Here is a 21437-nt window from a genome sequence, read left to right on the forward strand (position 1 = left end):
TCCGGGACACACCCAGCGTGTCCACCACCGTGCGGTACTGCTCCTGGAGCGCGTCCACCGAGTCACACGCCTGCCCCAGCTCCGTCCCCGACGCCCCACCGAACGACACGATCACCTCGCCGTCCGCCTCCCGCAGCGCTTGCACCGCGGAGAGCCAGCCCTCGTCCGTGATCGGCGTCTTGCCGTTGTAGGTCGCCTTGCACCCCCCGCCGTCCAGCACGAACGCCAGCGTCACGTACCGCAGTCCGGCCGCACGCGCACCCGCGAGCACCGACGGCGACTTCCACGTCTCCACGTACGGCGCCGCGAACCGCGACGGGAACGACGTACGCGCGCCAGGACCGTCGGTGCCACCGCTGGGCGTGGCCGACCGGAGGGGAGCGGGGATCGTCCAGGAGCCGTCCCCGGCGAGGAACTTCCAGGTGATGCCGTCGACCAGGCCCTTGTCCAGCGGCGCAAGCCGTTGGAAAGCGCTCTGACTGAGGTCGATGTGTTCCGCGTCGCAGGACGGACACATGTCCATGACGGGCACGGTGATCGACTTGCCCTGGTAGGACACCTGGACGGAAACACCGTGGCAGAGCCGGTCCTCGTTGGGGTTGGCCGCCGTCCACCATTCGTGAGAGACCGCTACGAGGTCCTGGGTCGCCGCGTCGACGACCGTTCCGCAGGCGCCGTAGCCGCTGTCGTTGTAGTAGGTCATCTGGCCGGAGATGTCCTGGGTACTGACCGAGTTGTCGGCCAGTGCCAGGGACACACCGCCCAGAGTGACGGCCAGCACGGCGACTGCGCCGCCCGCGATGACCCGATTCCGGATGGACACGCATATCTCCTGGTCTCGGTGAAATGTGTCGTGGAGGGGCTCACGGCCCGGATCACCAGGGCCGGCGGAGGGCCACGCGGGGCCTGCTGGGCGGACCGGGCCGGGCCAATCATGGAAGAGACGGAGCGGACGCGGAAGGAAACCCGTCGGGCCTGTGCCCGGCGAGGCACTCGCAGCGCCTTTTCGGACCTCGCCTCCGCGTCGGTGGGACCCGAAACCTCCAGGGCCGGCACGCCGGACGCGAGGGGTGAGTTGGTCCGTCGTGGCCGTGCGCACGGCCGACGTTGTGGCAATTCGTGCACGACCACCCTGCGAACAGGCAAAGTCTGTCTTCCGGCATTGCCGGTCCTCACGCATGTCTGCTGCGATGGCGAGGTCAGGTGCAACCTCCTGCGGCGAGGGAGACGCACACAAAGCGGCAGGGACGCGAGCGGTGAGAAGGCATGAGCGGAACTCCTGACCGGCTCACCGGCCGGGGAACGCCCGGTGGAGGCAAGCTCTTGGGGAACGCCGGAGCGCGTACGCATCCACCAGCCGTGGAACGTCCGCTGAACTGTGGTGGCACGACCGTGAGGATCGTCCTCCCATGAGCCGGTGGACCGGTGGGCTCGGCCCCTTGCGAACGCTCGCCGCCAGAATCGGGGGTGTGTCAGGGGCCCCCGCCTCGGGTCCCGTCGTCCATCTGGGCCCGGACGCCGGGGGGTCGGCGGACCTCTCGGCGGCCGTCGACGCCCTGCGGCAGGAGAATCCCGACCACGCGACCGTCATCGTCACTACCGACTCCGCGGGGGCCAGGAGCCTGTGGAGGCGGCTCGCTTCGGCGCTGGACGGCCTCAAGCAGGACGGCGTCACCGCGGTACGACTGGTGTGGGCGGGGGCCGGGGCGGATCTGCCGGACCGGCCCGCTCCCGCGAGGCGGATCTGCGAGGATTGGCAGGTACAGGTCCTCGCTCCCGCCGGGCCGGTCGTGGTCGCCCCCGGAGGCGCGCTGTTCGCGCCTCCCGGTCCCGACGGGGCGGGCGGATGGTGGCGGTTCAGCCCCGGTCTGCACGCCCGTCCTCTGGGGCTGCGCCATCCGGTGCCGAGTTGGGAGGACGCGGCGCTTCACCTCACCTCCGACGCCGTCGCTGGCTATGCGGTCGAACCCATACCCGCGGGAGTGCACATCCGCCGCGCGGAGCCGCTGCCCGACACCGGGCAGGCCGTCGGCGCATCCATCCCCGTGGACGGGCAGCGGCTCGCCGTAGTCGTCGGCGTTCCCGGCACCGCCCCAGTCGGAGCGGAGGCACTGACCGAACTGCTGACCCGGCTGCCTCCGCGGGCCCGGCACGCCGCCCGTCTGATACCCGGTGACGCGCGCGACCTGCTGCCCACCGGCCAGGAGACCGCAGATCTGCTCGGCGCCGAGGTGGAGATCGTCAGTGGGGTGCCCGCCCTGCTGGAGTCGGCGGACGGTATGACGACGGAAGCCGTGGTGCTGATCACAGCCGACGGCGAACCGTCCTGGCGGCCCTACGCGGAAGCCGTCGCCTGTCTCCCTGGGCGGGACGGCCATGCCCCCCCGCCCCGCATGGTGCAGTGGCGATCCCCCCTCGCGGGCGCCCCGTCCGCGGACGGGGTACTTCCGCTGGGTGACATGTGGCAGGTCGCCGTCACCCGCGCGGGGCTGTGGGTGGGACCGCGCGAGGACACGCGGCCGGGCGGCCTCGGCTGGTCACTGGACCCCCGGAGGATGGTGATTGACGTCGGTGTGCCCGGCCGGGAGCTGGACGACGGGCTGTGGCCGGTGCTCGACGGCTTCCTCGGAAAACTGGAACCGACCGCCGTCGAGCAAGCGACGCTCCATGTACGAGGCGTCTGCACCGCTCAGGGCAAACGGCAGATCCGGCGCATCGCCGAACGGCACCAACTGTCCCTGGCCCACGACGAGAAGACGTCCGGGGAACGTACGAAGACGGGTGCGCGGGCGATGGGCCCTGAAGCGGAACAGGCAAGGAACAGGGCGTCGGCCGCGGCAGGCGGCGACGCCTCCACCGAGGTGCCCTGGCACGCCTCTCCGATGAGCGTGCGCATCCGGCACATACCACCCCCCGTTCCGGCGGCGTCCGAAGGCCCGGCGGCGTCCCGGAGCCCTGCCGCACCGGCGGCGTCGGCCATGCGCTCCGCCTCGGCGCCGGGTACCCCTCCCGCCTCAAACACCTCCCGCGCCGGCGTGCACGCCGCCGCTTCCTCGCCGGCGTCCGGCGCTCCGGCCACGTCGGGCCCGCCAGGTGCCCTTCCGCCGGGCTTCGCCGAGGCGTTCGCCGCGAGCCGCTCCGTGGGCAAGCCGCTCGGCCGCTCGGTGCCGGTGTCCTGGAGCACGCCCGGCGGGACACCGGCGCGGGAACCGGCCGGGAACTCCGCCTCCCCGGGCCGCCCCGCCGCGCAGACCAGCACCGCTCCCGTCGCCCCCGTCGGGCCGTCGTCCGAGGAAGCCACGCATTCCGCTCGCCCGAGCAGTCCCCCCGGTCCACCCCGCCCGGTCGCACCCGAGCGGCCACCTGCCGTCGATCCCCTACCCGTCCCCGACACCTCCGTACCCGCCCCCGCCACCCCCGTGCGACGGACCGCTCTGCCCTTCCCGGTCGGCCCCATGCACCGCAGTGGCCCCGCCGAGAGGCAGGCGCTGCGCGCCCTGGCCGGCGAGCGGTGGTGGCAGCAACAGTCGGCGGTGACCAGCACGTTGACGGTGATGCCGGGCGGCAAGGACCAGAACGACGCCGTGCTCGCGGATCTGATCGCCGTACGCTCCTACCTCACCCTCGACGAGGGTCCGCTGAGCCGGCCATGGCTGGAGCAACAGCTGGCGGCCGGATCAGCCGACGCATATCCCTGTCTGGCCTGTCAGGCGTCCGGTCTCCGCAGGCTCCCGTCGTATCGGGGGATCGTTGTCCGCGATGCCGGGACGCTCTCCTCGCGGGAGAGGGCGCTGCCACCCGGTACCGAACTGTCCGAGCCGGGGCCGGTCAGCACATTCGTGCTGGAGGGGGCGCCCGCGGCGACGGGCGACCGGTATCTCATCAGGTCGGTGACCGGCAGGCGGGTGCGCAGCCTCTCCGCACCGGTGACGCAAGGACAACAGAGCGAGGAGATCGTCTTCGGGCCCGGGACCCGCTTCAGGGTCCTCGGGTCGGTTGACCGACCGGGAGCCACGACCGTGCTGCTGAGCGAGGTGGCCGCCGGCTCGCCGGCCGCGCGTCAGGGCACACAGGACGCCCTGGACCGGGATGCCAGGGAACAACTGGTGCAGGCCCTGGACCAACTCCCCGAGGCCGCGTCCGCCGTACCGTGGCCGGCCCGGCTCTCCGGCCTCCTGCCCGAACACGTCCCGCACCGGGACACCACCGCCTGATCCCCGCCGGGCGGCCCGACCGCGCCGACCGCACATCCACCGCCGAGGAGACCGCCCGATGATCGTCTCGAATGCCCGCGCGGCGGAGGCTGTCACGTCGTCCGGCCGACGGTCGGGCCGTCGGGCGGGAACGCACGGCCACGCCCCCGGGCCGTGCCGCACTCCCGGGGGGCGCCGGCCGTCTCCGGAGCCCCCGGATCAACCGAGTCCGCACTACAGACCCATGTCAGAGAGGCAGGACGCACATGTCCGCTGAACGCAGGACGCCGCGGCGGAACACACCACCGGAAGGCGGCGACCAGCTGAGGATACGGCGAGGACTCGTTCTGCCCGCATCCTCCGCCGCCCCCTCCCCTCCGGCCGGTCCCACCGAGCCGGGCACGCGGCAGACGCGGCGCGCGGGCTCCCGCGGCGGGGCGACAGCCGCGGAGCAGGGCGGCGAGGTGCCCAGCCCGCAGGAGGAGCCCCGGCCGGGATGGCTGGGACGGCGCGGCCGCAACAGGACGGGCGGAGCGCAGGGCGGCGAGGAGGAGGGCGCGAACCCGGCCGGTGCCAAGCCCGGCCACCAGCCGATGCTCGCCGCCGCGGCGGTCGCGGGTGCCGTCCTTGTCGCGTTGCCCCTGGCGCTGAACGCCATGGACAACAAGGACCACGACGTCGACTACGAGGCTTCGGGCGGGGAGACAGCCTCGCCGCAGACCAACAGCCCGAACTTCCTGCTCGACGTTCCGGTGCCTCAGCACTCACAGGGATCCACTGCCGACGAAGACACACCCGACACCCCTCCGAAGAGGTCCTCTTCCTCGTCGTCCACCCCCGCGCCCCCTCCCACTATCCGCGTCTCACCTTCCAAGGCGTCCCAGAAACCCGGCATTCGCGCGCCTCAGCCGTCGACCGGCGCGTCCGCCCCGCAGAGTCCACGCTCGTCCGGTGGAACCGCCGGACAGGCCTTCTCCCACTCCACCCCCGCTCACGCGCAGGCCGACCCGCACCCCGCTCCCGCCCGCACGCAGACCACACGCCCCGCCGTCCAGCCCAGCGGCTCCGCCCCATCCACACCCACCGAGGCGTCGGACACCGCGACAGTGGCCACCGTGGCGCGCACCCAGCCGCCGGCCGGTCACGGATCTTCGGGCACGACCCCCGCGACGCCGTCGGCACAGACCGCGCAACCCGCGCCCGAGGCCACGTCGTCGGTCCAGGACACCGCGGCACGTGACGACACGACCCGTCGTACCGGCCGAGACGATGACCCCGAGCACTCGGGACCCCACGGCCGACCCGGACACGACCACGGCCACCCCACCGGCCCTCGGCACGCGAGCCCAGCCGGCAACTCCCGGGCGCCGGGCAGCACGAACTCGCCGGCGGCACCGGCCGCCTCGGGCACACCGGCGCCGCAGACCGGGACCGAAACCGCTGAGGAAGAGGCCGCACTCCCGGAGACCACGGGGGACACGGTCGTCCAGGCGACCCGCGTCCTGCACGTCGGTCAGTCGGTGGAGTCCCGCCGGGCCCGTCTGTCGATGCAGGAGGACGGCAACCTGATCATCACCGACGAGAACGGCACGGTCCGCTGGTCCACGCACACCGAGGGCAGGGGCAACAAGGCTGTCTTCCAGGCGGACGGCCACCTCGTCGTCTACACCAGCGATGGCCAGACGGCCTGGTCCTCCGGGACCGCGGGACACGACGGCGCCGAGCTGGTGCTGCAGGACGACGGGGACGTGGTGATCCGGCAGCAGGGCGCCTCGCTGTGGGTCAGCGGAACCGCCCACTGAGTGCGTCCGGCCGTTCTCCGGCCGCTGACCGGGCCCGCGCGGAGGCCCGGCCGGTCGCGTCGGATGGCCTCCCCGGGCCGTCCGGACCCTCCGGTCCGGGCGGCCGGGCGAACGGATCGGGTGTCAGGTCCCGTACGACGCCGTTCATCTCGTCCTGACGCCAGACCCTCAGCGCGGCCATCAGTTCGCGGACGGCCGCGCGCCGGGCACGGTCGCTGCGGCGCTCGTCCGCGGGCGGCCGCTCGTCCAGCATCACCACCGTGCTCTCCCCCGGCCGGGCGTGCACGTGGAGGACTTCGAACTGTGTGCCCGGTGGGAACAGAACCCGGTCCGGCAACTCGGGCTCCAGCAGGGCCGTGCGGCGACCAGTGATCGAGCGGATGAGTACGTCGGCATCGCCGTGCTTGCCAGGAGTACCGGTGAGGGAAGCGGCGCACACGTAGTGCGCGGTGGCCACGCGGTGCTGCCGGTACCACCGGATCGCCGCCGGATCCAGGTGTGTGCGCAGCGCCACGACGCCCTCGTACGCGGGTAGCAGGGCCAGGGCCGCAAGCGCGGCCGGGTCGGCGGCGGCCGGCGCCCCGGCTCCGGCGTCATTAGGGTTCTGGCCTGTGCACCACGCGTGGACGGTGAGGCGCCGCCGCACCGAGAGCAGTCCGGCGAACGCGGTCTCGTCCGGCAGTCCTCGGCCCAGCCCGGGATCGTGTCGCAGTGCTCGGGCGACGACAGCCTCGTCCTCGGGCGAACCGGCGGCACCCGATGGCGCCCGGGCAGTGGGGGCTTCCCGTCCTTCCCCCGCTTCCTGCTCCTCGCAGCCGTCCTGCCCTTCCCGCTCGTCCTGCCCGTCCCCGGGGCCGGGCAGTGTCCCGTGGCCGACCGCGGGAGCCAGGGCGGCCGGTGCCTTCGGCCCGGAGCGCAGGGCGGTCGCGCCCCAGGGGCGGCTGGCGGTCAGCACCCGCACCAGCAGGCCGTCCTGGGCGGGCAGGCGCCGCAGGACGTCCTCGGCCAGTCGCTGCAGCTGGGGCAGCTTCTCCGGCAGGCTGTCATCGCACAGGATCAGTTCATGGTGCGGGTCGGCGTGGGTCGCGCGAACCTCGTCGGCGTACCAGGGCTCGGCCGAAGGGCGTATCCACAGACCCCAGGGCAGCACTTCGAGCACCATGCCGTTCCCGCCGCGGTACAGGCCCTGGCGGAGCATGGGCAGGTGCTCCAGTGGCCAACGGTGATCCACCGCGAGCGCGGGGTGGGACGAACCGTCAGGCTCCGGGGGCAGGTACAGCAACTCCCGCGCGAAGACGGGACGCCCTAATTCCCCGCCCTCACCCAGGAAGACGACGTCTTCCCGCGGCGTGAGACCGACGAGTGGATCCCCGGTGGGGAAGCCGTTGTACACGTGGACGGGCTCGCCGGTCAGGGCGGCGAGGGTGTCGCCGAAGGACCGGTCCCCGGGCGTGTGGACCACGCCGTAAGGCACGACGCGCAGCGCGGCCGCGGTGTCCTCGGGCAGGCTGCGCCAGAAGGAGCCGATGTCCGCTGTCTCCGGTACGGGCGCACCAGGGGTGCCGATTACGACGGTCGCCGCGTCGCTCCGGCCCCGCAGCCGGGCGGCCAGATGGCCGCGGTGCCGGTGCTGGGCAGCGTCCTCCAGGACCGGACGCAGCCACACACCGGCCGGCATGGGTTCCGCCACGGCGGACCGACCCATCGCCCGAGGGCGGTTCGGCAGGCTTTCGTCCCACTTGGGCTGGGGAAAGCGGCGGGAGAGGTACTCGACCTGCCCCTCCGGTGTACACAGCACCCAGCCCTGGCCCCGGTCCGCCCCGATGAAGAGGGCGCCTCCGGCAGAGGGCCGCAGCACGCCGTCGGGGACGACCACCGGCAGTGCCAGCCGCCGGGCCAGCAGGCGTCCCGCTGCCGCGACGCCGCCCTTCGGCGGTCGACCGAAGATGACACGCAGACCGCGCGGGCCGGCGGGTACCGCGCGGGCCACCACCTCCTCCACCGCGTCGAGGGAGGATGCGCGCGGGAGGTCGACCACGACCAGAGCGTACTCGGGATCGGTGGCCACACCCGCGGCGAACAGCTGGGACTGGCGATCGGGACCGGCGGCAGGATGCACCAGCCAGGTGCCACCCACCCGGCGCACCGTCAGGTCCGCGGTGGGTGCGTCGTGACGCTCGTCCGGGTGGACGGCGGGCGCCGTGTGCGGCTCGGTCGCGGAGGCCGAGCGGGTCCGCGACGGCCGCCACAGGCGCTTGCGGCCGGACGTACCTCCGCCGTTGTTCGTCGGTGTCAAGTGGCGGGCCACCACTGAGCGCAGGGGTGGTGCACGTGTCGTGCGCCGCCGGTCCGGGAACCGGGTCCGCCGTCCCTGGTGAGGACGAACGGGGAGCGGGGTCCGGCTGTCCCCGTCACCTGACTGCGATTCATCCGCGGCATCTCCTGCTGAGGCCCCGTTGGTCCGTGCCGGGGCTGCTGCTTCCAGCACACCGGCCGGGTGATCATATAGAAAACCGGCCATGGCCGACATTGTCGGCGCCCCTTGGGGAACAGGCTGTGCCCCTGGGTGCAGCACGCGGATCGCGGTGCTTGACGTGACAAAACCGGCTCGGGAGCGGCCCGCGGCATCAGGGTGTGTGCGCGGAGGGGATCCGCAGCCAGATCTCGAAGTGGCCTGAGCCCGCCGAGGTGCGGTACACGAGGGCACTGGCGAGCCGGTAGCGGTTACTGGTACGCATCTCCTTGCGGATGAGCGTCTGGATCGCTCCGGGCTGGTCGGACCAGTCCAGCACGACACCGTCGAACCAGCCGTCGTCGATCGCCGCCCGGTAGCCGTCCGGCCCGCTGAGATGGCGACCCTCGCGCCCCGCGTAGTCGATGTAGTAGATGGACGTCCAGAGTGTGTAGTCCGTCAGTCCTGCGCTGCCGAGATAATAGACGGGTGCCTCGTGAGGCTGGCCGAGCCACTTCTGGCCAGGCCGCACGTTCTTGGCCAGCTCGGGGATCAGATGCGTGGTGTCGGGCCACACCCCGTAGTTGTGCGCAGACTGTGACATGCCGAGGGTGAGGGCCAGCACGCCGACGGCGACGACGGCTTGGGGGAAACGGAAATGAGCCCCCATCAGACGGCTCAGGCCCACGCCCGCCATCGGTGCGGCGAACAGGAGACCGTATCCGATGTGCTTGTGCAGCGAGATGCTCGTCTGAAGGTGGATCTGGTAGGCGGGGGCGAGCAGCGCGGTACCGGTCAAGAGGACGCCCAGGGCCAGCCGCCACCGGGGCAACGGCGTGACCCGGTTCCGGGCCGGGACCTCGCCGAGTCCCGCCCGCCGCCAGTACAGCAGCGTGCCGAGGCACGCCAGGGCGAAGAGCAGCCCGCCCCACCTGGCGCAGTCCCAGAGCATCAGCCCGGCCGAAGTCCCGCCGTGGGCGCGGTCGGTCGTGGTGCTCCGGATCGCCTCGAGGTAGTCGGTGGTCGACAGGCCGATGCCGATCAGGACCGTCACGCCCGCGGTGAACACCGCGCCGCGCCGCAGGGCCTCGCGCGCGCCGAGCCGCCGGTGTGCGGCCAGCACGAGCAGCAGACAGAGGGTCGGCAGGTACAGCGCGGACGCGTACTTCACCCCCACCGTCAGCGTGGCCACCGGGACCGCGGTCAGCGGCAGCGCCCAGTGGCCCGGGGCGACCCGGACGAGGATCCAGGAGGTGAGCGCCAGCAGGAAGACGGCCATCGCGTCGTACGTCGCGAAGTTGCCCAGGAACAGGGTCGACTGGGCGACGGCGAAGATCCCGGCCGCGCACAGCGCGGTGCGCTCGTTGAAGAGCATGCGGGTGAGGGAATAGAGCAGTGCCGTGGCGCCCAGCATGAAAGTCAGGCTCATCAAGCGCACCCCGGTCAGCCCGGCGGCCGTGTCCACCCATGCCGCGAGCACCGGATACAGGGCGGGCGAGCCGGAGAAATAATTGTCGAAACCTCCGTAGTCGGGGGTGCCGTGGAACAGGTGGTCGATCATGGCGTGGCCGGCGTAGACGTACAGCGCCTCGTCCTCGAAGGCGCTGTTGTGCAGGCGCAGCGACAGGGTCGCCTGCACCAGCAGCAGGCAGGCCAGCAGGGCACGGGCCACGCGTGTCCGGCGGCCGCTCGGCGCGGCGGACCAGCCTGTGTCCGGCACCCGTCCGAGCACCCAGTCGGCCCGGGTGATCTCTTCGAAGAGGTATCCGGGAGCGGACCGCGCACCCCGCACCGTCGGCACGCGCAGTTTCAGGGTGGTCTCGCCGTCGTACCGCCCGGTGGTGGTCCCGTGGTCCTCGGTCGCTGTCATGGGTGCCTCACGTCGAAGCCGAACCGCGGGTCGGCGACACCGCGGCGGAAGGCGGCGAGCGCCTCGGGGCTGCTGTCGATCCGCCAGTCGGTGCCGTCGTCCGCGTCGAACCAGACGAAACCCACGACGTCGGCGTGGGTGGCAACGGTGTGCACCAGGTCCTCGATGTAGGCGGACTTGCGGCCTCCGGGCTGGGCCGCGGTCCGGGCGATGAGCACCGGGCTGCGGGTGAACGCCCGTGCCTCCTCGACGGTGGGGCCGAAAAGGGCGGCGAACGTATGCGGGCCGTCCTCCGTGCAGTGACCGACCAGGCCCAGCCAGTCGACGTAGGCGTCACCCGGGTAGTACGGCTTCAGCCGCGCCGGCCCCTTTCTGGTCGCCGTGGGGCTCCAGACCCAGATGACGTTCGACACTCCGGTGTCCTGGAAGAGGTCGTGGACGCGCCGCCAGGCGGTGACGAAGTCCGCGGGATCGGCCTCACCGGTGCCCCACGGCCGCCCGCCGGCGTTCATGCCGGGGGCGAACGCCAGCGCCAGCGGCACGTTGAGGTCGCGGACGGTCTGCGCGGTGTGCCGCACGTACCCGTCGTGGTGGCCCGCGGCGATGTCACGGAGCGCCGAGGCAAGGGGCTCCCAGGACAGGTACGGCAGCGACCGTTGCTGCCACACCGCAAGTACCTGATCCGTCAGCGGACCCCCGTACCAGGGCATGCGCAGGGACAGCAGGTTGGGTGCCTTGCCCGCCCTCCCGGACCACAGGGAGAGATAGCCGGGCGTCACCGGTTTCCCGGCGAAGGACACCCCGAGGTACTTGCGGTGGTGCGGGGGCCGGATCATCCAGGTGACGTCGAACGGTACGTACGGCGCGGACCGTTTCTCAGATCCTTCCCCGCCCGCGCCGATCGGCGCCGTGCGGCTGGGGGCGCAGCCGGCCACCGCGGAGGCCGGGGCCGCCAGCGACCAGCGCAGCGCTCTCCTGCGACTGACAGGGGTCATATCGGGGCCCTCTCGGTCGCCGCCACGCCGGCCGGTGCGGCGGAGCCGGACACGGTGATGGCGCCCTCGCCCTGCGGTGCCTCGGGTCGCGGAAGGACGAGAACGCGCAGCACGGCCGCCGCGTAGAAGAGTCCCGAGGCGAGAGGCAGTGCGAAGTCCTCGGGCACCATCGTGTCCATCCGCCACACCGCGGCACCGATCCACAGCGCGGTCACCGGAACGGTCCACGTCCAGATGCCGATCCACAGGCGGGCCGTGTTGTTCCTGCGCGCCTGCCCGGAGCCGGTGGGTTGCCAGCCCATGGCACGGCGGCGCAGTGTGTCCCAGATGGCGAAGACGTGCGACCAGCAGTACAGCACGCGCGCGGCCCATGCTTCCAGACGGTAGGGGTTGCGGTGCCACAGGGGGTAGACGACGACCAGGTAGAGAGCCCCCGGCAACAGCAGCCACGTGTCGGTGAACTTGATCTGCTCGGGGAAGAAGAGGAGCAGAACCGAGACGATCAGCGGCCCGGTGAACAGGGTCAGGGCGGACTCGATGTAGTAGACGAAACCGGAGACGTAGCACAGGCGGCTGGCCAGACGCATCGGCACCTTCCAGAAGCCTTCGGCACTGCCCAGCATGCTCATGGAGGCCATGCACCACCGGTACTGCTGGTGGTAATACGCGCCGATGGTGTCCGGGCACAGACCCGTGGCCAGTGCGAGCGGCACGTAGCGCAGGTCCCAGCCGCGTGCCCGCAGGTCGAAACCGGTGTGCATGTCCTCGGAGTGCTCGATCAGGCTGGTCCCGCCTACCTCGGCGAGCGCGGTGCGCCGGTAGACGGCGCAGGAACCGACACAGATGGAACCGTCGCTGCGCTGTCGGGAGACCTGAACCGAGCGGTAGAACAGCTCCTGCACGGCCCCCGCGCCGCGTTCGATCCAGTTCTGCCGGTCCAGGATGCGGAAGTACTGGGGGGACTGCACAATCCCGATGTCCGGGTCGGCGTCCATGTACGGCAGCAGTTCGTCGAGGAGGTCGGTGCGCGGAACGAAGTCGGCGTCGAGGATCAGGATGAACTCGCCGTCGGTGTTGGCGAATCCATAGCGCAGGTTGCCAGCCTTCTTGTACCAGCCCCGGTCGGGCCGCACCAGGTAGCGGAAGCCGAAGTCGTCCGCCATGGCCGCGACCTCCGGACTGTCGGAGTCGTCGAGGACGAGTGGGAGCACCGGTCCGGGGTAGGCATCGACCAGCCGCTGAAGGTGTGTCCATGTGTTGTGCAGCACCTCGATGGGTTCGCCGCACACCGGGAGGAAGACGTCCACCGCGGGATACTCGCGCGGCCACCACGAATCGACCAGTGCGCGGTGGGCCTCGAGATCGAAGTCGGGGGTGAACAGCTCCAGCCGCAGGGAGATCGCGACACCCACCACGGACAACAGCAGCACAGGAGCGAAGAACCAGATCCACGGCCCGTGCCGAGCCGAGTCGACCTGGCTGCCGAGGGCACAGATGAAGCCGAGGAAGGAGAACGTGGTCAACACCCAGGTTCGGCGCACCACGTAGGAGTATTTCTCGTGGTCATCCGGGGGAGTCGGAAGCAACCCGCCGCCGGCCGCCGGCTGTCTCGGCCGCCGCTTGTTGTGCGGGTGTGAGCGGCGGGGCCGCGCGGGCGCGGTGTACGTAGGACGGCGGTGGTCAACCATGGCGTCGGGCTCCGGAAGGCGGCTGGGGGAAAGCTGCCCGGACACACGGGCAGGGCCGTCGCCCGACAGCACACGTCACAGGTTAGGCGGCGGCCCCGTGATTCATGTCCGCGCCGCCCGGACAGGGCCTGTAAGGGCATGGCTCATGCACCAAGGGGTCCGTGTCCTCTGGTCACCGCCGACCCCCTTCGGAACCGGCACGATCAGGTGTTGTACAGCTCCCAGAAGCGAAACACTGTCGACGCGTCGAGACAGTACGCGTACCCGCGGACCGTACTTTTCACCACCATGTACTGCTTGCTCTGCCATACCGGGAGCACGGGCAGATCCTCGGCGACAATGGTCTGCAAGTGGCGGTACTGATCCTCGGTCCTGCGCCGGTCGCGCTCGGCTGCGGTGGACGGAATGATCTTCTTCGTTACCGTGGAGTTCTGGTAGTGGTTGTTCAGTACGTTGCCCGGACCGAAGAAGGGGGCCGTGAAGTTGTCGGCGTCAGGATAGTCAGGCACCCATGCCTTCACATACACGCCGTACTTGTCGGCCAGGATGTCCTTCTCGTACTGTTCGAACTTGACCGATTTCACGTCGGCGCGGAAGAGACCGCTGGCGTTCAATTGTTGAGCGATGCCCGCCAGCTCGGCGTCCGTCGACGGCCCATAACGGGTTGGTGTGGACCAGAGAGTGAGCTTTACTTTCCCAAGGAAGCCGGCGTTCGCCAGTGCTTCAGCCGCTGCTTTCTTGGAAGGAGTGGAGCCGTAGAGGTCGAAGAAGGCAGCGCTGTGGCCGACGATGCCTGTGGGAATGGTCGAATAAAGCGGGACAGCAGTGTCATGGTAGACGCTCTTCATCAGGTCGTCGCGGTCGAGCAGGTAAGCGATCGCCTTCCGAACTGCCAGATGTCCGACCACCGGATCCTTGAGATTGAAAACCAGGTGCTGGACCTCGACGCCGGTTCCTTCGACGACATCAAGACCCTGCTTCTTCCCATGAAGGTCGATGTCCGCGATGTCGTGCGCCTGAAGACCACGGTAAGCGACGTCCACGTCACCGTGGAGCAGGGCCCGCTTGAACGCCACCTGGTCACCGTTGAAGAATCTCAGCACCACTCCCTTGTTGTTGACCTTCGCGGTTCCTTTGTAGTTCTCGTTCACCGAGAAAACGGCCTCTCGATTGTCGAACGAATCCAACTTGTAAGGGCCGGAACCGATGGCGCGGGTGTCCTGGCGTAGACTGTCCGGATCGTACTGCCGCCGGCTGACGATCGAGCCGGCACCGGACGCGATTTTGCTCGGAAATGTCGCATCCGGCGATTTGAGCCGGAACACCACCGTTCTCCTGTCCGGAGTCTCGACCCGCCTGAGTACCTGGAACATGACCGCCGGCCCATTCGGGTCGTTAATCTTCAGCATGCGGTCGAACGTGAATTTGACGTCGTCAGAATTGAGCGGGTCACCGTTGCTGAACTTGAGTCCGTCCTTGAGTTTACACTTGTACACCTCGGTGCTCTTATCGATGAAAGAACATTCCTGTGCGGCTTCTGGCTGCGGCTCTGTCGACCCCCGTGGAAAACTCAGCAAGGACTGGAAGACGTTGTTGAAGACCACCCAAGATCCAGGGTCGTAGCCGGACGCCGGATCCACTGACAGAACGCTGTCGGACATCCCCACCACCAGACGGGGCGAGTTGCCTTCCATACCCACGCCGCAACCGGTCAGCAACGCGGCGACGAGGCCGGCGGCTACGAGCAGCACAGGAGCAAGTTCGCGGTTCTTCATTTTTCCCTCAAGAACGGGTCTCGGAAAATCGATCAAGGCGAGTTGGGCCGACCGTCCCCGGCGTCCGGACACCCTTTGCGTCGACGGCGGTCCTGCCATGCGCTTCGCGAGCTCGGGCCAACCACGCGGTCGCTCCGAGGGGAGGGCGCGTCGAGCGAGCGTCAGGCTAACACCGTGTGTTTCGTGTTCATCTGCTTCGGAGGAACTTCCTGCCTCGGATGCGTCGGTGTACGCCTGTTTTGTTCTCTGTGTCTCCGAAGCGGCGACTCGGAGCCGCAACGTCCGACGTGAGCTGCATCTTCGCGGAGAAGCAGCGGCTCAAGGCCGTGTAGCCCGGTCCGGTGCGGCGACGGGTCGGCGAGGGTCTGTGCGTCATGGAGAGTTCACACCATGTTTTGATGTGACCGATTCCGGCCGCCGGCCGCACCACGTCGAGCCACACGGTTGGTGGGAGCGTTTGACTGCATGTGGTTCGGACCTCATATCATTGCAATAGTTGAAAGAGCGCGTTCTTGGACTCCCGTCCGGACCCCAGACCGGCTCGGCCCCCCTCGGTTGCCATGGCTGCTGAACGCCGGCCGCAGCGAGGCCCGTTCACCGCGGTGTCGCGCTTGTGACAAGGAGCCCCATGCCTGATCGCACAGACGAAGTGCGCCCCGTCCTGGGGGTGGTCGTGCAGGCTGACGATCACCTCACCCAGGACGGTACGGTCGCCTTCCTGGACGCCGACAACCGTCTCAAGCTGTTACGCGCCGACGAACTGGCGGAGGCCGACGTCCTGGTGATGCTCACGACCGAGGTCACCGGCGAAGTGCTGTCCATGATGAGCCGTGCAAGTCACACGACCGGCGGCCGCATACGGATTGTGCTGGTCGCGGACCGCGTCTCGGAACAGCAACTGGCGCTCGCGGTCCATCACGGCCTGGTCAGTTTCCTGGTGCGGTCGTACGCCACCTTTCGCCACATTGCCGCGGCGGTCCTCGACGCGCACCAAGGACGTTCGATGGTGCCGCCCGCACTGCTCGGCATGCTGCTGGACCGGATGCGCACCATGCAGCGGGATGAATCCGCCACCGGACTCCTGCCCGTAAAACTGTCGCAGCGTGAGATCGAGGTGCTCAGACTGCTGGCGGAGGGGCTGGACACGATGGAGATCGCCAACCACCTCAGCTACTCGGAGCGGCTGATCAAGAGTGTCATCCAGTCGACGATCAAGCGTCTGGGGCTGCGCAACCGCACCCACGCCGTCGCCTTCGCCATCCGCACGGGCATCTTGTGACCCGCGCGGTGCCGAAAGGGTACCGACGGTGCCCCTGCGTGCACGACCGAGGACGTGGGAAGCGAGCCGTCACACGTTGTCCCTATCATTCCCGCGAGAGCCTCGACTGGTGACCACCGTGACAGAAGGCGCATATGGCCAGTGACGGCGCACATCTGATGCCGATCGGCCGCCAAACACGCGAAGCGATGCCTTGGCCGCCGCTGATCGATCGTGCAGTGCCGTCAGGCCGGGGAAGGGCATGGAGATGAAACACCGCGAGCCGCAGTCCGGCCGCTCTGACGAGTCCGCAGGGGCGCCGGCCGGCGAGGCGCTGTGGGAGGGCGAGCTGCCCTGGGCGCTGCCGTCGCCGCAGGAGACGGCGGAAGCGCTCGGCGAGGAGGCAGTGGGAAGCAGCACAACCGGCCCGGCCACCGGGGCTGCGACCCGCTCCGCCGCACCCGCCGCGGACCCGCTCCCTGCCGAGTTCGGCCCGGACAGCGGCGGCGGGCCCCAGCGCCGAGTCCGCAAGCCCGGACGTGACACTCACGAGCCGACCCCGTTGAAGGGCCACCTCGCGAAGCCGATACTGACCGGAGCCGGACTGCTCAGCGCGGTGTTCCTGCTGACCCCCATGGTGTACGGCCTCCACGAGCCCGCGCAGACCGTCCAGGCCGGGCCGCAGGACAGGGACCCCGGCCAGGCGCCGGAGGGGAGGCTCCCGGCCATCACCGACGCCTCGTCAGCACCGCGGAGTTCGGACGCGCCGAACGGCGACCGCATCGGCAAGACCGGCGGACACGACCGGATTTCGGCGGTGGCCGCGAACGCGCCCACCCGGGTGAAGGAGCCGGGGGAGACCGCGTCCGCTTCACAGACCGCCAAGCCAGGGGTGACCCGCAAGCCGAGCGCGCCCTCCCCGAAGCCGAGCCCGACGACACCCAAGCCGGCCACGACCACGCATCATTCGTCCGGCTCGTCGGACACCGTTCCAGGCGTGGGCATCTTCAGCCACGACTCCGGCCGCTGCATCGATGTCGTGGGAGGAGACGCCGTGCGGGGTGCGGCGCTGGAGATTTGGGACTGCCTCGGAAAAGCCTCCCAGCGGTGGACGTTCCCGGGTGACGGGACCATGCGGACCCTCGGCATGTGCGTACAGCTCGCCGGTGGTTCGACCGATGACGGTACTCCCTTGGTGCTGGCCGACTGCAACGGCGGCCGCGCACAGCAGTTCCGGCTCAATGCCGCGCACGACCTGGTCAACTCGTACGCGGACAAGTGCGCGGACGTCCGGGACATGCAGACGGCCAACGGCACCCACCTCCAGCTGTGGTCCTGCGGTGGTACTGACAACCAGAAGTGGTCCAAGACCTGAGGAACGCGGCACGGCCCGGACCCCGGAGGCCGTCGCCGTCCTACGACTCCTCCTCCCGAAGAGGGCTCGAAGAAACCCCGCTCCACCCCGCCGGGGCGTCCGCGCCGGCCGCACGCAAGGGCTTCCAAGGCCTCGGCTTCGTGGCTCACCCCGCCGGCGAGGCATGGCTGCTGTGCCCGGAGGGTCCCGTGGACCCGCGCGCCCTGACGTTCACCGCGCACCTGGCTCCTGACCCTGAGTGCACCGTGGTCGTCGCCGACCTGCCGGACAGGGCGGACGACGGGATCATCGAGCTGCTGGCCCTGGCGGTCCCTGCCGGGCCGGACGATCTGAGGCTGGTGTTCGGCCGCCCCCGGCGCGAGGCCGTGCCCATCGCCCGGCGCCTGGCGGAACGGCTGGGCCGGACGGTGATCACGACGGCCGGGCATCCGCTGCTCACCCCGGGCGGCGGACTGTTCGTAGGCCCACAGCAAGGACGGGGATGGGTGCGCTGCGCGCCGGGGGCACCGGAGGTGTGGGACTCCAGCGTGTTCCCGAAACCGTTGTGGGAGTCCGTCCTCCCCGCGGCGCCGCGCTCGCTCGGGCGGATCGTGGTGGAAACCGTTCCCTCTGGCGTATGGCTGCGCCCCGCGGAGGAGAACCGGGCCTGGCAGAGCCATTGGACGCGTCTCGCCCGCACGATGGCGGTGTCGGCCGACCTGATCACGGTCGTGATCGGTGTACCCGGGAGTGATGTCCTGCCGGTGGCGGACGTCGCGCGGTTCTGGCAGGACCTGCCACCGGTATTGCGGCCGGCGGTGCGATTCATGTGCTACGGACCCGCACGGCTGAACGGCGGGCGGCACTTCGGGGACGTCCTCGCCCAGGGCACCGGCGAACCCGTACGTTTTCTCAGCGGCTTGCCGCAGGGAACCGGCGACGGTGACGACGTGCTCGTGGTGGGCGCCGACGGGGCACCGGGCCGCCCCCTCCGGGCCGGCGAGTTCGTCCACCTGCCCCCCGGCTACCCCGGTCCGTCGTCCTCGCCGTTCGCGGCGGTACACCGGTGGCCGCTCGCCGGACTCCCGCAGGTCCGTCCCGGCACCCACCGCCTCGACGACGACGTCGTCGTCGAGGTGATCCGCGGGGGGCTGTGGGTACGGCTGGCCCAGGAGCCCGAGCACGCCGTGCAGGTGCGGTCGACCGACCCCGACCCGGAATACGAGCGGGTACTGTGCGACGCCGGCCGCACGGAGGAACTCCCCCGTCTCCGGCGGCTGGCCCGGCAGTTGGTGCGGTCCTTTCCCCCCGACCTGCGCCACTCGGTGCGTCTGGGAGTGTGCCGGCCCACGGACCCGTCCGGAGGTGGGGCACCTGCCGCCGAGGCCCCGCGCAGCAGCGCAGCTTCTTCCCCGGCACGGATCAAGGAGCCGGGTGCCACCGCAGGGCGTCCCCCGGCGTCCGGCGGCCTCCGTCCCGCGCCGCGCCCCGTGCCGACTGCCGAGACCCGCCCGCCCACGGGCGAGCACGCGGGGCACACCGGTCTGATGTCCGTTGCGGCCGAAGCACTGCGCAGGCACCCCGGGTTGTCCGGACCCGGTCCGCGGACCGGTACCGTCGCCGCCCTGGCCGCGGTGCTGCGCACACTGGCGGGTGATGACATGTCCGACGCCCGCGGTGGAGCCGGGAACGACGAAGGCGACGGCCGGCCGGAGCAGCCCGACGATGCTCTGCTCCGCGAGGGGCTGCGCATCCTTCCCGTTCACCGGGGGCCCACCGGGCTGCGCGCGACGCTGGACGCGTCGATGCGGCGCTGGTACGCAGGACAGCTCGTGGTGACCGACCCGACGGCGTGCGAGGCATCGACGCTCGGACCCGCCGACGCGCCGGGCAACACCGACTTCCTCATCTGGTCCGTGAACGGCCGCCGCACGGATCTGCTCGATCCGCTCCGCCCGGACCGGGTGCTGTTCCTGCCTGGTTCCCGCTTCCGCGTGCTTCCGCCCGATCCCGCTGCCCCCGAGGTGGTCATGATGCGCGAGCTGTCGTCGGACGGGACGCCGGACGACCCCGCACTCGACGACCGGGCGGCGCGCGAACTCATCCGCGCGTGGCGCAACTGGAGCGCTCACGCGAGTACCTGACCTTCGCCCACGGTCCGCCGCCCCGCCTCGGAAGGGCGGCAGAGGCCGTTCGGACAGTCTCCCCGGCTCAACGGGCAGGGTGTGTTTCCCGGGCTGGCGGACGGTGTCGTGAGGTGAGAAGGATGACGCGAGGAAGCGGCTTCCCTCACGGCTGCCCATGCGGACGGTGTGACGGGGGAGCTGCGTCCCCCTGTCGCCGGCCGAGGGTGCGGCACGCCCCCCACGGCGGACCCTGACGGAACTGGCCAACGCCTGCTGGAAGGCTTCCTCATGTCGAAAGCGCTTCTCCGCCGTTTCCTGGAGCGAAGTACGGAGAAGAACAAACGGATCGCGCTCGGCGCGGTGATCGCGCTGCTCATGGCGACGGTCGTGGTGGTACCGGCGATCGCCGGACAGAGCACGGAGCCCACGGCCTTCGCCCATCCAGGGGTGATGGTGAGCAAGCCGCAGCTGGACTTCGTGCGGGAGAAGGTACACGCGGGCAGCGAGCCCTGGAAGAGCGCCTACGCCCAGATGACGGGCAGCGAGTACGCGTCGCTGTCGCGCAGCCCCAGCCCCCGGGCCACCGTGGAGTGCGGGTCGTACTCCAAGCCGAACAATGGGTGCACGGACGAGCGGGAGGACGCGATCGCCGCGTACACCGATGCGCTGATCTGGTACATCGGAGGCGACGAGAAGTACGCCGCGAAGGCGACAGAGATCATGGACGCCTGGTCGTCCACGATCAAGAAGCACACCAACAGCAACGCACCGCTGCAGACCGGCTGGGCGGGTTCAGTGTGGCCGCGGGCGGCCGACATCATCCGCTCGACGTACACCAACTGGTCACAGGCAGACCGTTTCGCGACGATGCTGCGCGACGTCTACCTACCCGAGGTCATCAACGGGTCGGACAGCAACGGCAACTGGGAACTGAGCATGATGGAGGCCGCGGTCGGCATCTCCGTCTTCTTGGACGACCGGGCCAGTTACGACAAGGCGGTGGACCGCTACCTCAAGCGGGTGGCGGCGTATGTCTATGTCGACTCCGACGGCGCATTGCCGAAGACGGCATCGGGTGCGCAGAACTCGCAGTCGGGCGTGGTCGGCTACTGGCAGGGACAGTCTACGTTCACCTCGGGACTGACCCAGGAGACGTGCCGGGACCTGACACACACCGGATACGGCATTTCCGCGATCTCCCACGTCGCGGAAACCGCGTGGATCCAGGGACAGGACCTGTACGGCCAGGTGGGCCAGCGGCTGGGGCAGGCGCTGGAATTCCAGTCCAAGTACGAGCTGGGTGCCGACGTGCCCTCTTCACTGTGCGGAGGGTCGCTCAAGCAGGACCTCGGACCGATCACGGAGGTCGGCTATAACGCGCTGCACACGCGGCTCGGTCAGGAGCTGCCGGAGACCGGGAAGCTGACCGAGCGCAACCGGCCGGCGGGCTCCAACAACCTGTTCGTGGCCTGGGAGACGCTCACCCACGCCGACAATCCGGCGGGCCCGCCGACCGGGCAGCAGTCGCCGGCGCCGTCCTCCTCCGCTCCGGCCTCGCCGGCCCCGACAGGCGGCCTCACGGGCGGCAGGGGTTCGATGGGCTTCCCGTCGCGGTTCGCGGCGCCGTACGTGGAGACGTGGAAGTCGCCGTCGGTGCTCGCGGGTGCGCGTGCGGCCGGACTGCGGTACGTGACGCTGGCGTTCGTGCTGGACGGCGGGGGGTGCAAGGCGACCTACAACGGCAAGACACCGATCACGGACGAGGGCTGGCTGTCGACGGTGCAGGGAATTCGCGGCTCCGGGGGCGAGGTGATCGTGTCGTTCGGTGGGGCGTCGGGGACGGAGCTGGGGCAGGCGTGTGACTCGGTGGACGCGCTCCAGGAGCAGTACCGCACGGTGGTGGACACGCTGGGTGTGTCCCGGG

The 21437-nt window shown here is 70.3% G+C and carries 11 protein-coding genes and 1 pseudogene; 6 read left to right on the forward strand and 6 right to left on the reverse strand.

Annotated features, from left to right (window positions below; genetic code table 11):
- Positions 1-823 (reverse strand): cysteine/serine endopeptidase inhibitor (locus tag AQJ11_RS51800; protein ID WP_063807742.1); only part of this gene is annotated, 823 nt, incomplete at its 3' end.
- A 646-nt stretch (positions 824-1469) separates the two neighbouring features.
- Here AQJ11_RS51800 and AQJ11_RS39060 point away from each other — a divergent pair.
- The gene (locus AQJ11_RS39060; protein WP_059266529.1) at positions 1470-4214 is read left to right on the forward strand and encodes a hypothetical protein; all 2745 of its coding nucleotides are present in this window, start codon (positions 1470-1472) and stop codon (positions 4212-4214) included.
- 443 nt (positions 4215-4657) lie between these two features.
- On the forward strand, positions 4658-5995 hold the full coding sequence (locus AQJ11_RS39065; RefSeq protein WP_059266530.1) for a hypothetical protein: 1338 nt from the start codon (positions 4658-4660) through the stop codon (positions 5993-5995).
- On the opposite strand, the gene AQJ11_RS39070 is transcribed toward AQJ11_RS39065, so the two are convergent.
- From AQJ11_RS39070 to AQJ11_RS39090, 5 genes are all read right to left on the reverse strand, one after another.
- The gene (locus tag AQJ11_RS39070) at positions 5976-8291 is read right to left on the reverse strand and encodes a hypothetical protein (protein WP_159061776.1); all 2316 of its coding nucleotides are present in this window, start codon (positions 8289-8291) and stop codon (positions 5976-5978) included. The genes AQJ11_RS39065 and AQJ11_RS39070 overlap by 20 nt on opposite strands.
- Positions 8292-8622: 331 nt before the next feature.
- The gene (locus AQJ11_RS39075) at positions 8623-10317 is read right to left on the reverse strand and encodes an ArnT family glycosyltransferase (RefSeq protein WP_059266532.1); all 1695 of its coding nucleotides are present in this window, start codon (positions 10315-10317) and stop codon (positions 8623-8625) included.
- Positions 10314-11312, reverse strand: a complete 999-nt coding sequence (locus AQJ11_RS39080) for a glycoside hydrolase family 26 protein (protein WP_059266533.1) — start codon at positions 11310-11312, stop codon at positions 10314-10316. Before AQJ11_RS39080 ends, AQJ11_RS39075 begins: the two co-directional genes overlap by 4 nt.
- Entirely contained in the window at positions 11309-13000 is a 1692-nt protein-coding gene (locus tag AQJ11_RS39085) for a glycosyltransferase family 2 protein (RefSeq protein ID WP_079082621.1), read from the reverse strand. Before AQJ11_RS39085 ends, AQJ11_RS39080 begins: the two co-directional genes overlap by 4 nt.
- A 203-nt stretch (positions 13001-13203) precedes the next feature.
- Positions 13204-14775, reverse strand: coding sequence for an ABC transporter substrate-binding protein (locus AQJ11_RS39090; RefSeq protein ID WP_059266534.1), 1572 nt, complete (start codon positions 14773-14775; stop codon positions 13204-13206).
- 628 nt (positions 14776-15403) lie between these two features.
- Here AQJ11_RS39090 and AQJ11_RS39095 point away from each other — a divergent pair.
- The 4 genes and pseudogenes from AQJ11_RS39095 to AQJ11_RS39110 form a co-directional block, all read left to right on the forward strand.
- Positions 15404-16054, forward strand: a complete 651-nt coding sequence (locus tag AQJ11_RS39095; protein ID WP_063807744.1) for a response regulator transcription factor — start codon at positions 15404-15406, stop codon at positions 16052-16054.
- Positions 16055-16295: 241 nt separating this feature from the next.
- Positions 16296-17408: an RICIN domain-containing protein gene (locus AQJ11_RS39100; RefSeq protein ID WP_059266536.1), complete on the forward strand. Its 1113-nt coding sequence runs from the start codon at positions 16296-16298 to the stop codon at positions 17406-17408.
- A 140-nt stretch (positions 17409-17548) separates the two neighbouring features.
- Positions 17549-19531 carry a hypothetical protein gene (locus AQJ11_RS39105; RefSeq protein WP_159061777.1) on the forward strand — a complete coding sequence of 661 codons (1983 nt, stop codon included), beginning with the start codon at positions 17549-17551 and terminating at the stop codon, positions 19529-19531.
- 357 nt (positions 19532-19888) lie between these two features.
- Positions 19889-21016: pseudogene (locus tag AQJ11_RS39110) on the forward strand (alginate lyase family protein); the annotation flags it as partial.
- Positions 21017-21437: the final 421 nt, after the last annotated feature.

It is taken from the genome of Streptomyces corchorusii, from assembly GCF_001514055.1.
GTDB lineage: Bacteria > Actinomycetota > Actinomycetes > Streptomycetales > Streptomycetaceae > Streptomyces > Streptomyces olivaceoviridis.

Bases quoted from the DNA above. Each gene is read 5' to 3' on its own strand.
- AQJ11_RS39075 (WP_059266532.1), bottom strand. From the start codon at position 10,317: ATGACAGCGACCGAGGACCACGGGACCACCACCGGGCGGTACGACGGC.
- AQJ11_RS39080 (WP_059266533.1), bottom strand. From the start codon at position 11,312: ATGACCCCTGTCAGTCGCAGGAGAGCGCTGCGCTGGTCGCTGGCGGCC.
- AQJ11_RS39085 (WP_079082621.1), bottom strand. From the start codon at position 13,000: ATGGTTGACCACCGCCGTCCTACGTACACCGCGCCCGCGCGGCCCCGC.
- AQJ11_RS39090 (WP_059266534.1), bottom strand. From the start codon at position 14,775: ATGAAGAACCGCGAACTTGCTCCTGTGCTGCTCGTAGCCGCCGGCCTC.
- AQJ11_RS39095 (WP_063807744.1), top strand. From the start codon at position 15,404: ATGCCTGATCGCACAGACGAAGTGCGCCCCGTCCTGGGGGTGGTCGTG.
- AQJ11_RS39100 (WP_059266536.1), top strand. From the start codon at position 16,296: ATGGAGATGAAACACCGCGAGCCGCAGTCCGGCCGCTCTGACGAGTCC.